13 protein-coding genes and 1 tRNA gene are annotated in these 16,017 nt (G+C 61.2%); 9 read left to right on the plus strand and 5 right to left on the minus strand.

All coding sequences use genetic code 11. The annotated features are described in order from the left end of the window. The first annotated feature begins 167 nt into the window (after positions 1 to 167). Entirely contained in the window at positions 168 to 1,781 is a 1,614-nt protein-coding gene (locus tag ASC80_RS04785; RefSeq protein WP_056293319.1) for a gamma-glutamyltransferase family protein, read from the plus strand. A 34-nt stretch (positions 1,782 to 1,815) separates the two neighbouring features. Then, entirely contained in the window at positions 1,816 to 3,030 is a 1,215-nt protein-coding gene (locus ASC80_RS04790; RefSeq protein WP_056293322.1) for an ABC transporter substrate-binding protein, read from the plus strand. A gap of 148 nt (positions 3,031 to 3,178) precedes the next feature. Here the strand turns inward: ASC80_RS04790 and ASC80_RS04795 are convergent, their stop codons facing one another. Beyond that, positions 3,179 to 4,033, minus strand: a complete 855-nt coding sequence (locus tag ASC80_RS04795) for a LysR family transcriptional regulator (RefSeq protein ID WP_056293325.1) — start codon at positions 4,031 to 4,033, stop codon at positions 3,179 to 3,181. A 111-nt stretch (positions 4,034 to 4,144) separates the two neighbouring features. On the opposite strand from ASC80_RS04795, the gene ASC80_RS04800 reads away from it, so the two are divergent. Continuing rightward, entirely contained in the window at positions 4,145 to 4,573 is a 429-nt protein-coding gene (locus tag ASC80_RS04800; RefSeq protein ID WP_056293328.1) for a tautomerase family protein, read from the plus strand. Between the two features lie 185 nt (positions 4,574 to 4,758). Here ASC80_RS04800 and lipB read toward each other — a convergent pair whose 3' ends face one another. Then, positions 4,759 to 5,487 (minus strand): lipoyl(octanoyl) transferase LipB, encoded by a 729-nt coding sequence (gene lipB, locus ASC80_RS04805; RefSeq protein WP_056293331.1) that lies wholly within the window; start codon positions 5,485 to 5,487, stop codon positions 4,759 to 4,761. A 58-nt stretch (positions 5,488 to 5,545) separates the two neighbouring features. Here lipB and ASC80_RS04810 point away from each other — a divergent pair, with 58 nt between their 5' ends. The 4 genes from ASC80_RS04810 to ASC80_RS04825 all read left to right on the plus strand — a co-directional run bounded on the left by ASC80_RS04810 (position 5,546) and on the right by ASC80_RS04825 (position 8,395). After that, positions 5,546 to 5,788: a FliM/FliN family flagellar motor switch protein gene (locus ASC80_RS04810; RefSeq protein ID WP_056293333.1), complete on the plus strand. Its 243-nt coding sequence runs from the start codon at positions 5,546 to 5,548 to the stop codon at positions 5,786 to 5,788. A gap of 85 nt (positions 5,789 to 5,873) precedes the next feature. Next, a tRNA-Leu gene (locus ASC80_RS04815) sits at positions 5,874 to 5,958 on the plus strand. A gap of 328 nt (positions 5,959 to 6,286) precedes the next feature. Next, complete coding sequence (locus ASC80_RS04820; RefSeq protein ID WP_056293337.1) at positions 6,287 to 7,207, plus strand: MBL fold metallo-hydrolase; 921 nt, start codon at positions 6,287 to 6,289, stop codon at positions 7,205 to 7,207. Between the two features lie 159 nt (positions 7,208 to 7,366). After that, positions 7,367 to 8,395, plus strand: a complete 1,029-nt coding sequence (locus ASC80_RS04825; RefSeq protein WP_056293338.1) for a mechanosensitive ion channel family protein — start codon at positions 7,367 to 7,369, stop codon at positions 8,393 to 8,395. 221 nt (positions 8,396 to 8,616) lie between these two features. Here ASC80_RS04825 and ASC80_RS04830 read toward each other — a convergent pair whose 3' ends face one another. The 3 genes from ASC80_RS04830 to ASC80_RS04840 form a co-directional block, all read right to left on the minus strand. Then, entirely contained in the window at positions 8,617 to 9,822 is a 1,206-nt protein-coding gene (locus ASC80_RS04830) for an NAD(P)/FAD-dependent oxidoreductase (protein WP_056293341.1), read from the minus strand. Between the two features lie 123 nt (positions 9,823 to 9,945). After that, positions 9,946 to 10,776, minus strand: coding sequence for an alpha/beta fold hydrolase (locus tag ASC80_RS04835; RefSeq protein WP_056293344.1), 831 nt, complete (start codon positions 10,774 to 10,776; stop codon positions 9,946 to 9,948). A gap of 260 nt (positions 10,777 to 11,036) precedes the next feature. Then, on the minus strand, positions 11,037 to 11,978 hold the full coding sequence (locus tag ASC80_RS04840) for a helix-turn-helix domain-containing protein (protein ID WP_056293347.1): 942 nt from the start codon (positions 11,976 to 11,978) through the stop codon (positions 11,037 to 11,039). 535 nt (positions 11,979 to 12,513) lie between these two features. Here ASC80_RS04840 and ASC80_RS04845 point away from each other — a divergent pair. Together ASC80_RS04845 and ASC80_RS04850 are read left to right on the plus strand one after the other, a co-directional pair. Beyond that, positions 12,514 to 15,378 carry a PAS domain-containing sensor histidine kinase gene (locus tag ASC80_RS04845; RefSeq protein ID WP_082512404.1) on the plus strand — a complete coding sequence of 955 codons (2,865 nt, stop codon included), beginning with the start codon at positions 12,514 to 12,516 and terminating at the stop codon, positions 15,376 to 15,378. Continuing rightward, entirely contained in the window at positions 15,375 to 16,016 is a 642-nt protein-coding gene (locus ASC80_RS04850; RefSeq protein ID WP_056293351.1) for a response regulator transcription factor, read from the plus strand. Before ASC80_RS04845 ends, ASC80_RS04850 begins: the two co-directional genes overlap by 4 nt. Position 16,017 lies beyond the last annotated feature (1 nt).

A 16,017-nucleotide genomic window follows, 5' to 3' on the forward strand; every position in this document is an offset into this window, starting at 1 on the left:
GATGCTCAATAGGCATTAATTGGTCCTGAAATGGTATTGGACGGGTATCAATGTGATCTGTCAAATCGAAAGCGTCGCCAGCCGATCCGCCGGGACTGGAGGCATGGCCGGAGGCGGCTGCCGCCTCATGACACGACACGCACGAACCAGTGACAGGGAAGAACGGAATGCCGAAAGCAAAAGCCATGATCGTCGCAGCCCAGGCCGAAGCGGCCGAAGCGGGGGCCTTGATGCTCGAGGCTGGCGGCAACGCCGTCGATGCGGCGATCGCCTGTGCGCTGGTGCAGGGCGTCGTCGATCCGCTGATGACCGGCATTGCGGGATTCGGCAGCGCCGGCATCTATTTTCCGTCGCGGAATTTTCACCAGTATCTCGACTTCCATGCTCCGGCGCCGGCGGCGGCGCGCCCCGACATGTGGGAGAGCCAGATCGAAGGCGAGGCGCGGGACGGCTACGGCTTCATCCTGAAGGGCAAGGTCAACGATCTCGGCTACCAGTCGGCCTGCGTGCCGGCATCGCTCAAGGCCTACTTCGAGGCGCATGCGAAATTCGGCGTGCTGCCGTGGCGCGACATCGTCGCGCCTGCCATCGGATGGGCGGAGCGCGGCTGGATGGTGCGCCCGCATGTGGAATTCTTCTGGTCCGATCCCGGCATGATGGGCCGGGCCTCCGGTCTGGAGCGCCTGTCGTTCTCGGCCTCAGGACGCAAGCTCTATTGCCGTGAGGACGGCACCGCCAAGAAAGTTGGCGACCTCGTTCAGAATCCCGACTACGCCAACACGCTGCGGATGATCGCCGACGGCGGCTCGGACATCTTCTACAAGGGTGAACTCGGCCAGCGCATCGCGCGCGACATGCGCGAGCACGGTGGTCTCATCACCGCCGAGGATCTCGCGAGCTATCAGCCGAAGTGGCTCGATCCGCTGCGCGGCAGCTATCGCGGTTACGACATCACCACCAACCACCCTCCGGGCGGCGGCGTGATGCTGATCGAGATGCTCAACATCCTCGAGCGGTTCGACCTTGCCGGAATCGGCCACAACACGCCCGAATATTTGCGGGTGGTGTGCGAGGCGATGAAGCGCGCCACCGTCGACAAGGATACGTCGGTCGGCGATCCGGCGTTCTACGACGTTCCGATGGCGCGGCTGACCTCGAAGGACTACGCCGCGTCGATGGCGACGGACATCGTGGCGCACATCAAGGCCAATGTGCCGCGATTCAACTCCGGCTTTCCGTCAAAGGACACCACGCAGGTGTGCGTCGTCGATCGCGACGGCAACTGCGTGACCATGACCCACTCGCTCGGCATGCCCTCCGGCGTCATCACCGACGGGCTCGGCTTCTTCTATAACGGCTGCATGGCGGTGTTCGATCCGCGTCCGGGCCGCGCCGGCAGCATTGCGCCCGGCAAGGCGCGCTTCACCTCGGTGTGCCCGTCGATCATTTTCCGCGACGGCAAGCCTTATGTCGTGATCGGCGCGCCCGGCGCGACGCAGATCGCCATGGGCGTGCTGCAGGCGATCCTCAACGTGCTCGACTTCGGCATGACCATGACCGAGGCGGTGAGCGCACCGCGCTTCTCGTCGACCAGCAACGCGATCGACGTCTCGAACCGCATCATTCACGGCACCACGCAAAAACTCGAAGCAGAGGGCTACGAAGTGATCCGCAGCCCGCAGACCTTCGGCTTTGCCGCCGTGCACGGCATTCGCATCGACGGTGACCGTCTCGATGGCGGCGCCGATCCCGGCCACGACGGCATCGCGCTGGCGGTTTGACGCCGGACCATTGGAATTCAGAGGAGGGACTATAGTGAGAACACGTTTGTTGGGAATGATCGCGGCGGCCTTGATGGCATCCAGTGCCGTGGCGCATGCACAGATCTCGGGCGACGCCGTGAGGATCGGGGTGCTGACCGATCACTCGGGCGGCTTCGCCTATCTGGTCGGCAAGCATTCGGTCGAGGCGACCCAGATGGCGGTCGACGATTTCGGCGGCAAGGTGCTCGGCAAGCCGATCGAGGTGATCACCGCCGATCACCAGAACAAGGCGGACATTGCCGCCACGCTGACCCGCAAGTGGTTCGATACCGAAGGCGTCGATACCGTCACCGACGTTGCCGGTTCGGCCGTCGCATTGGCGGCGCAGGAAGTTGCGCGCTCGCGCAACAAGGTGCTGCTGATTTCGGGCGCGGCCACCACCGAACTGACCGGCAAGGCGTGCTCGGCGACCACCTCGCAATGGAGCTACGACACCTATGCCTTCGCCAAGGGCACCGCGAGTCAGGTGACGAAGCAGGGCGGCAACAGCTGGTTCTTCCTGACCAGCGATTATGCCTTCGGCCACTCGCTGCAGAAGGACGCCAGCCACTTCGTCGAGCAGAACGGCGGCAAGGTGCTCGGCAGCGTGCGCTTCCCGTTCGGTTCGCCGGATTTCTCGTCGTATCTTCTGCAGGCGCAGGCCTCGAAGGCCAAGGTCATCGGTCTTGCGATGTCGGGCGCCGATCTTCTCTCGTCGATCAAGCAGGCGCGCGAATTCGGCATCGTCCAGTCGGGCCAGAGTCTCGCCAGCCTCGTGATCTACATCAATGACATCGAAGGCCTCGGGCTCGACGTGGCGCAGGGTCTGACGCTGACGACGAGTTTCTACTGGGATGCGAACGAGGAGACGCGCGCCTGGTCGAAGCGCTTCATGGAGCGTTCGAACGGCTTCATCCCGAACCTGATCACCGCCGGCACCTATGCCTCGGTGCTGCACTATCTCAAGGCGGTGGAGGCCGCCGGCACCGACGAGGGCAAGGCGGTGGCCGCCAAGATGAAGGAAATGCCGGTCAACGACTTCTACAACAAGAATGTGCAGATCCGCGCTGATGGCCGCGTCATGCACAGGACCTTCCTGATGAGGGTGAAGTCACCGGCGGAATCGAAGTATCGCGGCGACTTCTACAACGTGCTCGCTGAAATGTCGGGCGAGGAATCCTTCAAGCCGCTGTCGGAAAGCCAGTGTCCGCTGGTGGCGGCGAAGTAGGGCACGGAACGGATGGCACCCCGTGCGGTGCTTCTGTATTCCTCAATGTCATGGCCGGAATAAATCCGGCCATGACGCGTTGATGGATACGTGCCTTATTTCATTGATCGCTGTTTGATTCAGACTCTCAGGATGAGGAACGCGGCACTCACGCCGCCAGCGCGACTTTGCGGAACGCGGCCGCAATCGTGCGTAGTGCCGCGAGCTTGACGGCATCGCTGACCTTCGAGTGCAGCATCACCTTCGACGAGCCGAGCTTCGGCAGCCGATAGGCCGCGCCGACATCGACGACGCCCGGCGGCGCGATCCGCCGCGCCAGTGGCGCGACGCCGAGCCCGGCCTGCGCCGCCGCGGCAACGGCAACCATGCCGCCGCCGCTGAACGCTTCCGTCCATTTGATGCCGGCCTTGTCGAGTGCGTGGGTCGCCAGCGCGCGCACGCCGCAGGGCGGGGCCAGTGTCGCAAGCCGCAGCGGCGCGCCGGGATAACGGACCAGGGAGGGCGAAGCGAACCAGCCGAAGTCATCGTCGGCAAGCTTCTCGCCGCCGCGCCGGCCGGCTTCCTGACGCACGATCACGGCATCGAGTTTTCCGGCGTCGAACATCCGCAGCATCTCGCTGGAAAATCCCACCGTCACCGCGATGGTCAGCGACGGCGCCAGTGTCGCGAGTTGCTGCATGATTGCCACCAGTTCGGGCCCGGCGGCATGATCGCTGATGCCGAGGGTGAGTTGCTGGCGCACCGCCTGCGTGCCGCTGAGCGCACGGTCGTGCGCTTCCATCAGTGCGCGGGCATGTTCGCGAAACGCGACTCCATCGCCGGTGAGGCGCACCGCGCGGGGTGAGCGTTCGACCAGCCGCTTGCCGAGCGCGGCTTCGAGCCGTTGCAATTTCATGCTGACGGCGGCCTGCGTGGTGCCGCTGGCCTCCGCCGCGCGGGTGAAGTTCTGCAATTCGGCGACCAGCAGGAACGCCTGGACACTGGAGAGATCGAGCGGGGTCATGGCATCATCACTATATGTTATCATTGATATTCGATATGATAAGATATCAAAATGATGGGTCCGGGTCTAGCTTCCGGTCATGCCCCAACGGGCCTCGACAGGAGAACGACCATGCCTCTCATCACCGTTCGCTACACCACGCAGCGCCAGTCCGGCACGCTGAAGGCCGACATCGCCGAATCCGTCAGCCAGCTCGCCGCGCAGATTTTGCACAAGGACCCGAAGGTCACCGCCGTGATCGTCGACTCCGCCGATCCGGCCGACTGGTTCGCCGGCGGCAAGTCGCTCGCGGAGCAGAAGCTCGCGAGTTTCTGGCTCGACATCCGCATCGTCGACGGCACCAACAGCAAGGACGAGAAGGCCGACTACATCACCGCCGTCTACAAGCGGATGGTGGAGCTGCTGGGGCCGCTGCATACCGAGAGCTACGTCCATGTCCACGACGTGCGCGCGGACGCCTACGGCTTCGGCGGCGTGACGCAGGAGCGGCGCTATATCGCGCGCAAGCTGTGGGTGCCGCCGTATCAGCTCGCGGTGTGAGGGCGGATCGCAACGCGCGACGTGATGTCGCCATGTGTCTCAGGATGTCATGGCCGGATTTATTCCGGCCATCCCGCTTGGGGACGCACCGTGCCAGCCTCATTGTCATCACCGGCACAAGGCCGGTGATGACAATCGAACGTGCTGTTGAGTGCGTGCCTGGTCGCGCGACAAGTGTAACCCGCTCACTCAGCTGCCGCTGTTGCACCCGCCGGCTCCAGCGCGCCGAACACCTCGTCGAACGCCTGCTTCAGCGCGACATCGACATCCGTCATCGTCACCGGCAGGCCGAGATCGACCAGGCTGGTGACGCCGTGGCGCGGATCGGCGACGCCGCACGGCACGATGCCTCCGAAGTGGGAGAGGTCCGGCTCGACGTTGATGGCGATGCCGTGCATCGACACCCAGCGCTTCAGCCGGACGCCGATAGCGGCGATCTTGTCCTCGTGCTGCGCGCCCTTGTCGGGCCGGGCGACCCAGACGCCGACGCGGTCCTCGCGTCGTTCGCCCTGCACATTGAAGGCGGCCAGCGTCCGGATGATCAGTTCCTCGAGGCTCGCGACATAGGCCCGCACGTCGGGCCGCCGCCGCTTGAGGTCGATCATTAGGTAGACCACCCGCTGGCCGGGGCCGTGATAGGTGAACTGGCCGCCGCGCCCGGTGGCGAATACTGGAAAACGCGGATCGATCAGGTCGGCATCCTTGGCGCTGGTGCCCGAGGTATAAAGTGGCGGGTGCTCCAGCAGCCAGACCAGTTCCGGCGCGGTGCCGGCCGCGATCGCCGCCGCGCGGGCCTCCATGGCGGCCACGGCCTCGGGGTAGGGAACCGGCGAATCCGACACACGCCACTCGACGGAACCCGCCGCCGGGGCCGAAAAGGGCTTTAAAGCAAGGTTTTGGCGGGCGTTAACCATTGGGTAACCATAAGCGTGGTGATGTCTCTGGCAACATCATGTGTGGGCGAAAACTCCAGTGCCAACCCTCGATAAAGTCTCGGTCGACCTGATGGTGGTGCTTGGCACCACCTCGATGCCGATCCATCAGGTGATGCGGCTCAGCCGCGGCGCCATCATCGAACTCGACGCGACCGAACAGGACGAGGTCAAGGTTCTCGCCAACAACCTGCCGATCGCAAGCGGGGTGGTGACCGTGAACCGCAACCGCATCGCGGTCGAAGTCAAGCAAATGTTGCCGAAATCTCCTGACCACAGATAGGTTTGCGGGAGAGGCTGCGAGGCCTTGTCCCTCCATCGCCGATTTGTTACATGGGCGCCGCTGGTGCCGGTTCGGTGTCAGTTTAGCGCTCGTGGCGGAATTGGTAGACGCGCTGCCTTGAGGTGGCAGTCCGTAACAGGGTGGGGGTTCGAGTCCCTCCGAGCGCACCACCTCGCAAAATCAGCATTGATATTATTCAGTTTTCGGCTCTCGCGCCCGCACCTCGTGGATGGGTGCGAGGACGATGGTTTCCGTTTCGCTTCTCGACAGCGATCCTATTGGATCGGCCGTGATTCGAGAGCGGCCGCAGTCCGCCGTCGTTCGTAGATTTTGGTCCAGCTCATCCTGATCGTCCTGTCGGTCGGGTTTCCATTCCGCCGCGCTTGAACCTATCCCGAAGTATGGATGGTCCTATTCGTCGGCCCAATCGATCGCAGACACGCTCCAACGTAGCGTCGTCCATGCCGTGCGTAAGGCGGCGATTGGAAGGAGAAAAACATGAGTCTGGATATGACCGTGCCCGCCCCGGGTAAATCGAAGCCTGAAGAATTGGTTCCGTCGCGCTACGCGCTAAAGATCGGTGACATCGACGTGATGGTCGTCAGCGATGGTGTGCTGCCGCTCCCGACCAAAATGTTGGGATACAATGCCGATCCTGCTGTTCGGTCGGCTTGGCTCAACGAGATGTTCCTGCCGCAGGATGCCTTCGACTGGGCGCTGAACGTGGTTGTGGTGCGCAGCGGCGGCAAGACTATTCTGATCGACGCCGGACTGGGAGCCGACCCGGATTTGCATCTGCCGCGGGCAGGGCAAGTGATCAGGCGGCTGGAAGCCGCCGGTATCGATCTTGCGTCCGTGACCGACGTGGTGTTGACCCACATGCACATGGACCACGTTGGCGGGCTTCTCGTCGACGGGGTGAAGGAGCGGCTCCGTCCGGACCTGCGTATCCATGTGGCAGCGGCCGAGGTCAAGTTCTGGGAAGCGCCCGATTTCTCCCACACCGACATGCCGCAGGGATTTCCGGACGCGCTGCGATCGACTGCCAAACGGTTCGTGAACGCGTACCACAATCAATTGCAGCAGTTCGATGAGGAGCATGAGGTGGCGCCGGGCGTGGTCGTCCATCGCACGGGCGGTCACACGCCAGGGCACGCCGTGGTTCGTCTCACGTCAGGTGGGGATCGGATGATGTTCGCCGGCGACGCTGTTTTTGCCGTCGGATTCGACCACCCCGATTGGCATAACGGCTTTGAGCACGATCCTGAAGAAGCGACCCGGGTGCGGGTCGATCTGTTGCGGGAGCTCGCGGAGACGGGGTCGCTTCTGGTGGCCACCCATATGCCGTTCCCGTCGATCGGCCGGGTGGCAGTCGACGGCGATACCTTTCGTTTCGTCCCCATCTTCTGGGATTACTGATTTCTGTGAAGGTTCGTTTCGAACCACGTTGTGTGACCTTCAGGGCTGGCCTCAATTGGCCGGCCCTGATTGTGCGTTATCGCGAGGATGCGCTTGCCGGCGCGAGCATCGGCGATCGACATTTCATTTCTAGAATCGTTGTTTCGGTGGGCGCCTGCCATGTTGGGCGATGACCGCTTCCTTCAGCTTGCCCTGATAAACGGTCTGGGAATTGCCGGCATCGTCGTCTGGCACCTTCAGGGCATAAGCCGCCCGACGGGCCGTCTGATGGTCCAGATGCTGTTTTTCATCGGCATGAGCCTCGTATTTTACGTCGGCCACATCGCGCCATATCAGTCCGATAGCATCTACACCCAGGGGTTTGCGGCGCTGGTCTCCAAATCGGCGAGGATCTTGTGGTGGACTCATCTCGCGTGGACCATCATCGGTGTCATCCACATCTATGTCAGGCTCAATCGAAAACCGCGTGAAGCACATCTCATCCAGGATATGGCCATCGCCGTTATCTATCTCGGCGTGGCGCTCTCGGTGGTCGGTTTCGTTTTCGAAGTGCCGATCGGTACCTTGGTCACGACCTCCGGCGTTGTCGCCATTATTCTGGGCCTGGCGTTACAGAATACGCTCGGCGACGTCTTTTCCGGAATCGCGCTGACGCTCGGAAGGGCCTATGCGATAGGAGACTGGGTCCAGTTGAGCGACGGGACCGAGGGCCGGGTGACCGAAACCAACTGGCGCTCCACCAATCTGCTGACCGCTGCGCATGATGTCGTGGTGTTGCCGAACAGCGTTCTGGCAAGGCAGGGCGTGACCAATCGCAGCCGCCCTGACGAGACTCACCAGATTGCGTTGAGCGTGCGCGTCGCCGCCACGCAGCGGCCGCGGCGTGTCGAGGAAATCATGTGGTCTGTACTGCAGGCCAGTAGCCGTATTGTGAAAAATCCCCCGCCCGTCGTCGTCCTGAAGACAATCGACGCGATCGCAATCGAAGTCGAATTGCACTTTCGGGTCGACAGCCTCGCCATCGGAACGTTAGCCAAGAACGAGATCGTCGATCTCCTCTATGACAAATGCAGAACAAGCGGTCTTCCGCTGGCTTTTCCGGCCGAAAGTCTTGTCTTCCTTCCGACATTTGGGACAGCCGGCCTGAGCAGCGACGAGCAACTGCCTGACGCGGCCGCGAAGGTCTAACAAACGTGAGCTACAAAGCCGCTTGTCGCAGCCGCCCGACCTGGCATGCAATAGCGAGAAAAACGACGGCCGGCCTCGACATGGGAAAAGGCCGGCCGTCGCGGTGGACCGGGCGCTGAGGGGGACGCCCGTCGCACAACCTCGCGCCTGTGTGCGGCCGCGAGGATTGGTCGATCGAACGCACATTTGTGCATTCGATCCGATGAGTTTGACGCGCGTGCTTACACTTCCGTTACATGCTCCGGATCGGCCGAGGCCAGTGCCGCGGCGCGCTCGGCTTTCGGCGGATAGATCCAGACCGTGTTGATTTCCTGCTTGGTCTTTTTCGCCTTCGCGCCGACCATCTCCACCTTGCGTTCCCAACCGCGAGTGAACAGCGCACCGGCTTCGCCAAGATCGAGGCAAGTGACATAGCCTTCCTGGTGATAGGGCCGCGTCGGAACGCCCACCAATTCGGCGGCCGCATTGTTGCCCGCGAAGGCACCCATCCGCGTCGCGTGCTGGCATGACATCAGCGCGTAGTTTCCGACGCCGTCGCACGCTGCGCGTGCCGCATCGCCCGTCGCGAAGACAGCAGGCACGGAAGCGACCCGGAGACGGTTATCGACGAGAAGCCGGCCAAAATTATCGCGTTCAGCTGGAATTTGTGTTGTGAGCGGATTGGCGCGCATACCGGCAGCCCAGATAACAGTCGCGCTTTCGATACGCTCGCCGTTGGTAAGCGTGACACCGGACTTGTCCAGTGTTGCGACGCCGGCTCCGAGGCGGGTCTCGATGCCGAGCATGCGAAGGGCTTCCTCTATGATGGGACGAGCACCGGCTCCCATGTCCGGAGCAATCGCCTCGTTCCGTCCGACGATGATAACGCGCGGTGAGGCATCCTTCCCAAGGATGGCGCGAAGCCGTGCAGGCATCTCCGTGGCAACCTCGATGCCGGTAAACCCGCCGCCCGCAACAACGATGGTATCGCGCATTTCCGAGACGGGCCATTTTGGGAGATCATGCAGATGGCGGTCGAGGGCAATGGCGTCACCGAGCTGATCGACGCTGAATCCATGCTCGGCGAGGCCCGGAATATTCGGGCGGAACAGACGGCTGCCAGTGGCGATCACCAGGCGATGATAGGGGACCGTCTTGCGGTCGCCTTTGACGCCGACGACGCTGACGGTCCGGGCCCTGCTGTCGATGTTGTCGACTGTGCCCTGCACGTAGACCACGTTGACGGCATTGAGCACGTCCAGCAGCGGTGCCGTCAGGGTTTCCGGCTTCGGCTCATAAAGCCGCGGACGAACCACCAGCGTCGGCTCCGGTGCGACCAGTGCGATCTCGAGTTCTTCGGGCGAAACGCCTTCGATGTCCCGCAAGCGGGCGGCGGACAGTGCCGCATACATTCCGGCGAAGCCGGCACCTACAATAACGAGTCTCATGTTTTCTACTCCGTGGTTTGTAGATCAGGTGGAGTTTGGAAGGTCCGCGCGTCATCGTTGCCGCTCCTGATGAGCGGAGAGAGACAGTCATCGCGACGCGCGGAATTCGGAGTGCTGTGCCGTCTAGGCCTTGATGAAGGTCAGAATGTCGGCATTGACGATATCGGCGTGGGTCGTGCAGATACCGTGCGGTAACTTTTCGTAGATCTTGAGCTTGCTGTTCTGCAGGAGCTTCGCCGACAGGGGTGCAGAGTTGCCGACCGGAACGATTTGATCGTCATCACCATGCAGCACCAGTGCTGGTAAGGTGATGCTCTTCAGGTCCTCGGTGAAGTCGGTCTCTGAAAAGGCCTTGATGCCGTCGTACTGCGCTTTCGCGCTTCCTGTCATGCTCTGGCGCCACCAGTTCCAGATGACAGCCCGCGAAGGTTTGGCATTGGGGCGATTATAGCCAAAAAACGGACCACTCGCGCAATCCAAATAGAACTGCGAGCGATTGGCCGCAAGTTCGGTGCGAATCCCATCGAACGCTCCGATGGGCAGGCCCCCGGGATTTGCAGGGGTCTTCAGCATCAACGGCGGAACGGCCGAGATCAGGACGAGCTTGGCAACGCGGCCTTTGCCATGGCGTGCAACATAGCGGGCTGCCTCGCCGCCGCCGGTGGAGTGGCCGATGTGGATCGTATTGCGCAGATCTAGATGTTCGACCAGCGCGGCCACGTCCGCCGCGTAATGATCCATGTCGTGCCCCTCGCTCACCTGTGTTGACCGGCCGTGGCCACGGCGGTCATGGGCGATGACGCGAAAGCCCTTGCTGAGAAAGAAGAGCATCTGGTTATCCCAGTCGTCGGAACTCAACGGCCAGCCATGATGAAATACAATTGGCTGGGCGGATTTCGGACCCCAGTCCTTGTAAAACAACTGAACGCCGTCTCGGGTCGTAATGGACGTCATCGTATCAATCCCTTGCTTATTGCGAGTTGAGGTAGATCCTTGTTCACCGGCTACCGATGAGAAATGAAATGTGGACGAGATGCCGTACATGAACGCTGATGCCAGGACGCTTCGCCTTGATGGGGCTAAGAGAAGCCCGATCTTCTTTTTGCAGACCATTCTATTGTCTCCGTCTTCCTAGGCGTGGACACGATGGTGGTTTAGCGAGGCCTGTCATTCGCTGCGCCAGAGCGATTGGCGCACTTGAAGAGAAATTGCGGCTAACGTCTGCGTTTGCGCCAATCGGTCGGCGTTTCTCCTGTGAGCTTGCGGAATGCGGCAGCAAAGGCGGTCTGCGAGGTATAACCCAGCGATGCGGCGACCATCGCGATCGAGTTGTCGGTGTTACGCAGCATGTTCATGGCTTGCTCCAGCCGATATCTTCGCAGCCAGTTGTGGGGTGAAAGGCCTGTGCTTGCCTTGAAGGCGCGGCAGAAATGAAAGCGAGATAGCCCCGAATCGGAGGCCAGTGCGGCGAGAGATACATCTGCATCGCTATCCGATCGCAGACGCTCGATCGCCCGCGCTAGTACGGTTGGCGCGAGGCCGCCAAGTGCAGGTTGATAGGCAGGCGTCCTGCCGGTGTGTGCGGACAACAAGCGCGTAGCCAAAAGATCGCTTAGTTGTTGCCTGAAGAACGTATCCAGCGTGTGATTGCCTTCCGCGACATCCGCCGCGCTTGTCAGCAGGCGCGACGTCACCAGATCGGGAAGGGCCGTCCGTTCCAGCAGATCGGTAGGCGCGGCAATGCTGGCTTCGAGAGCCAGACGTGCAAGCGTTGCTCCTGGAAGATAGAGCTGAATGATATTCATGGGCTGGTAGATGTCCCATCGTGACGTCGAGCCAGCGGGGATAATGGTCACGGTGCCGTCACGTGCGGTGCCGGATACAATTGAATTGCCGTTTCGCCGTTCCAGCCGCTGTACGGTGCCGACATATGTCATGATCACATGATCAGTCATCGGTTCGACGATCTCGTGAAATGGGTCGTGGCTCCATTGAGCGATCGCACCTCCCGACAGGTCCGATGCAATCCGAACCGGCGCGGTCTTGAGAACGCGCGACATCTCGTTCACCGGGCGGCGGAGACCGGCGACCGGTGCGCTGTCTCGGTCGTTGGTTTGAGAACATGGCGAGGAGTCGACGCGACACGGGTTGCTCATTGCGGCACCCCCGGACGGCATGGCGCGCAAACGAAATGCCGGTTGCCGCGCTTTCCCATGACGTAGGTCCAGGCTGGAAAATTCATGGCGGCTTCCCTCGCGTAACCGCACCCTTACGGCCATTGAAGACCTTCAGGCGCCTTGGTTGACGCGGGAAAACTGCGAGATTTCTGAAAGTGCCGGTACTGTCTCTTGGAATAGCTCGCGCCTGTCGATGGTCAGGTTGACCTCGGCCCTGGTCGAGCAGGATGGCCTCTGAAGCGTCATCCGATGGGGTGATCGGTGAAGGCAGGAGATCAGTTTGCGCCCGCCGCTGCGCCAGAGTAATTGCCGCGATTGAAGAGAGCTTGCGGTGAAAGGATACGCCGTCGCGGCCGGAAGCCGGCCGCTTCCATGGTTTGGCGCAATTGCCTATCATGGATTTCCATAGGATGCCGTCAGGCCCTGCCATGATAAATTTTCATCGAAATCCCTGAGTTGGGTGTGATGCCAAGCCAGGGGCCGATGCGGCGGGCTATCGCGCCGGGAGCCGTCGATGACACTTGGAGTGCCTTATGTGGATCGCCTTGGCCTTGCGCTTGCGGGCTGCGGCATCGGGTTCGTTTCGGCGCAACTGGTCAATGTGCCGATCGGCCATATCACCGTAGTTGCCGCCCTGGTGGCCGCTGTCGGCGTTGCGATCGCCGCCATGGGTAGCTTGAGAGATCGCAAGCGCGTGAAGAGGGCGACCAGCAAGGCTGAACAGGCCATGCGCATCATCGAGAGCATGCCCGCACTTGCATGGTTTGCCGATGCGAACGGGAAGTTTCTCTATATGAGCCGTAGTCCCCGGGCATTCACGGGCTTGCCCAGGGAGGACCTCGTTGCCACAGAGGATGACGAGTTTGGCTTTCGAAAGGTCATTCATCCCGATGATCTCGACCGGCTTCTCGCAGCCTGGCGGCGCAGCCTCCGAACGGGCAGGGACTACCATTGCGAACATCGTATGTGGCGAGCCGGCGCATATCGCTGGTATCGGAGTTCTGGTTTGCCCAAGCGCGATCCCGCCGGCCGCATCGTCGGCTGGTACGGCACGACGATCGATATCGACGAACAGAAAATGGCTGAAGCGGCGCTGCGCGAAAGCGAGCGATCGCTACAGCAACTGATCGATACTGTTCCGGTGCTGATCTGGTGCCTGTCGCCCGAAGGCAATCCCACGTACTTCAACAAGCAGATGGTTGAATACGGCGGTGTGCTTATCGACGACTTGGGCTCTTCCGAAACGGAGCGTTTCGACGCGGTCGTCAGGACTATCATACATCCGGATGATGCTGTCGCTGTCAGGAATGCGGTCGCGACCGCAGTCAGGACCGGCGAAGGTTTTTCGTTGAGGCATCGTCTTCGCCGTTCAGATGGTGTGTATCGGTGGGTCGACGCCCGTGCGGAGCCGATGCGCAATGCCGGAGGCGAAATTGTGCGATGGTACGGCGTCTGCCTCGATATCGACGCCCAGATGCACGCCGAGGATGCGTTGCGACAGAGCGAACAAAATCTTCAGCGACTCGTCGACGCCCTGCCAATCCACATCTGGAGCTGGACGCCAGCCGGCAAGCTCGCTTACGTCAACAAGCGATCCCTGGAGGATCTCGGCCTCTCCAAAGCAAACTTCGAAGATACCGTAAAGGTGGCAGAAACACTGGTTCATCCTGAAGATGCACCGGAGGTGCTGCGTATATCGGCCAACTGTCTCAGAACTGGCGACCCTTTCATGATGCGATATCGCCGACTTTGGAAAGACGGCAGCTACCGCTGGCTAGAAGGTCGTTGCGAGCCTCTGCGCGATCGAGATGGCACAATCTTGCACTGGTATCAGGTTTCCATCGATATCGGCGACCAGGTGCGGGCTGAGGAGGCGCTGCGGAACACGACGCGACAACTGCAGCAAATGATCGATGCAGTGCCCATCAATATCCTGAGCTTCGATGCTTCGCGCAGGCTCACTTACGCCAGTAAGCGGTATGCGGACGGGGTCGGCTCACCGCCGGCTCATGTCGAGACCTTCGAGGCGTTGGCCAGGCATCTTGCCCATCCCGACGATCTTCCGGCGATGCTGAAGCGAGCACTGGATGGCTTCACGACCGGAACGCCCTTCGTGAATCGATTTCGGCGGCGTGACAAGGACGGTGCCTACCCCTGGATCGAGGCTCGTGCTCAACCGCTGCACGATGCGTCTGGCGCGATTGTGCAATGGTATGTTGTTTCAATTGATATCGAGAACGAGGTCCGGACGCAGGAAGAACTCCGCGAACGAGAACGATTTTTGTGGCAGCTCGTGGAAACGCTTCCGGCCATGATTGATTGTGCTTCTCCGAAAGGGGAGCCGATCTACCGCAGCCAGCGGTTGCGCCAGTTTCTCGGCTACGACCTTGAAGCTCTGGATGGCATGGGCAAAACCCGGTTAGACGCAACGCTCGATGCCGGTGTTCATCCCGACGATATTGAAGGTGTCAGGGAACGATATGCACATTGCCTCGCAACCGGTGAGCCGTACGCCCGTCGGCACCGATTACGACGCTTCGATGGTGAATATCGCTGGGTCGAGACTCGTGCCGAGGCGATGCGAAATGCCGACGGCGCCATTGTGCAGTGGAATGTCATGTGTCTTGACATCGATGCCGAGGTTCGGGCGCAGGAGGCGTTGCGTCTTGCACAGGAGAGATTGGCGCGCGCCAGTCAGGCGGCGAGCCTTGCCGAACTCTCGGCCTCGATCGCCCATGAAGTGAACCAACCGCTGGCCGCTGTTGTTGCCAACTCATATGCCTGCCAGCGCTGGCTCATGGCAGAGCCGCCAAATGCCGAACGAGCCCATCGCACTGTGAAGAGCATCATTCGCGATGCCAACGCGGCCGCTGATGTCGTTAGCCGCATACGTGCCTTGTTCAGACAGTCGATGGATTCCCGCAGTTCTGCTGCGATCGGCAGCATCATGGCTGAAGTCCGAGAGCTTATGGCGGAAGAGGCGATGCGCCGCTCCGTGCAAATGCACATCAATGTGGAGGATCGTCTGCCGCCTGTCGAAGTCGATCGGGTTCAGCTTCAGCAGGTTCTGATCAATCTCATACGAAACGGGATGGAGGCGATGGACGCCCTTGGCGGCGACAAGATCCTGCAGGTTTGCGCACGCGAACTCGGAGATTCGGTGCAGGTCGAGGTCAGCGACCGCGGCGGCGGTATAGAAAGTCCGGACAGGATTTTCGAGCCGTTCTTTACGACAAAGGCGCAGGGAATGGGCATGGGGCTCGCCATCTGTCGATCCATCATCGAATCCCATGGTGGAAAGCTGTGGGTTGAAACGAACAAGTCGCATGGCACAACGTTCCTCTTTACGTTGCCAATCCAGGCGAAAGAAGCGGCATGAGTGACGAAGACTACATCGTCTTTATCGTGGACGACGATGCCGCAATTCGGGAAGCACTTGGCGAATTGCTGACATCATACGGAGTGACGACGATGACGTTCGCTTCCGCCGGCGCTTATATGGATGTGGAGAAGCCCAGGAAACCGGCCTGTCTTATTCTCGATGTCGAACTGCCGGACATCAACGGTCTGGATCTGCAGGGTCAGATTGCGGACGGTGATCATCCGCCAATCGTGTTCATTACCGGACATGGCGACATTCCGTCGTCGGTGCGCGCCATCAGGCGCGGCGCTGTGGACTTTCTGACCAAGCCATTCAGTGACGTGGACCTTATGCGGGCGATCCGTGCGGCGGTTGCACAGGACAGGCGAGTGCATGCGGAGCGGGCGGACCTCGATGTTCTCAGGCACCGCTATAACGAATTGACGCCGCGCGAGCGAGAAGTATTGCCCCTTGTGATCAGCGGGTTGCTTAACAAGCAGGCGGCCGCAGAACTCGGGATCAGCGAGGTGACCCTGCAGATTCACCGCAGAAACGTGATGCAGAAGATGGCGGCGGCATCGTTGGCCGATCTCGTACGCATTGCGGAACGGTTGAAAATCCCGGTGACTCATTCGCGCCGGACAGGAGAAGAATAAG

Origin of the sequence: Afipia sp. Root123D2 (assembly GCF_001425835.1) — a bacterium.
Lineage (GTDB): Bacteria > Pseudomonadota > Alphaproteobacteria > Rhizobiales > Xanthobacteraceae > Afipia.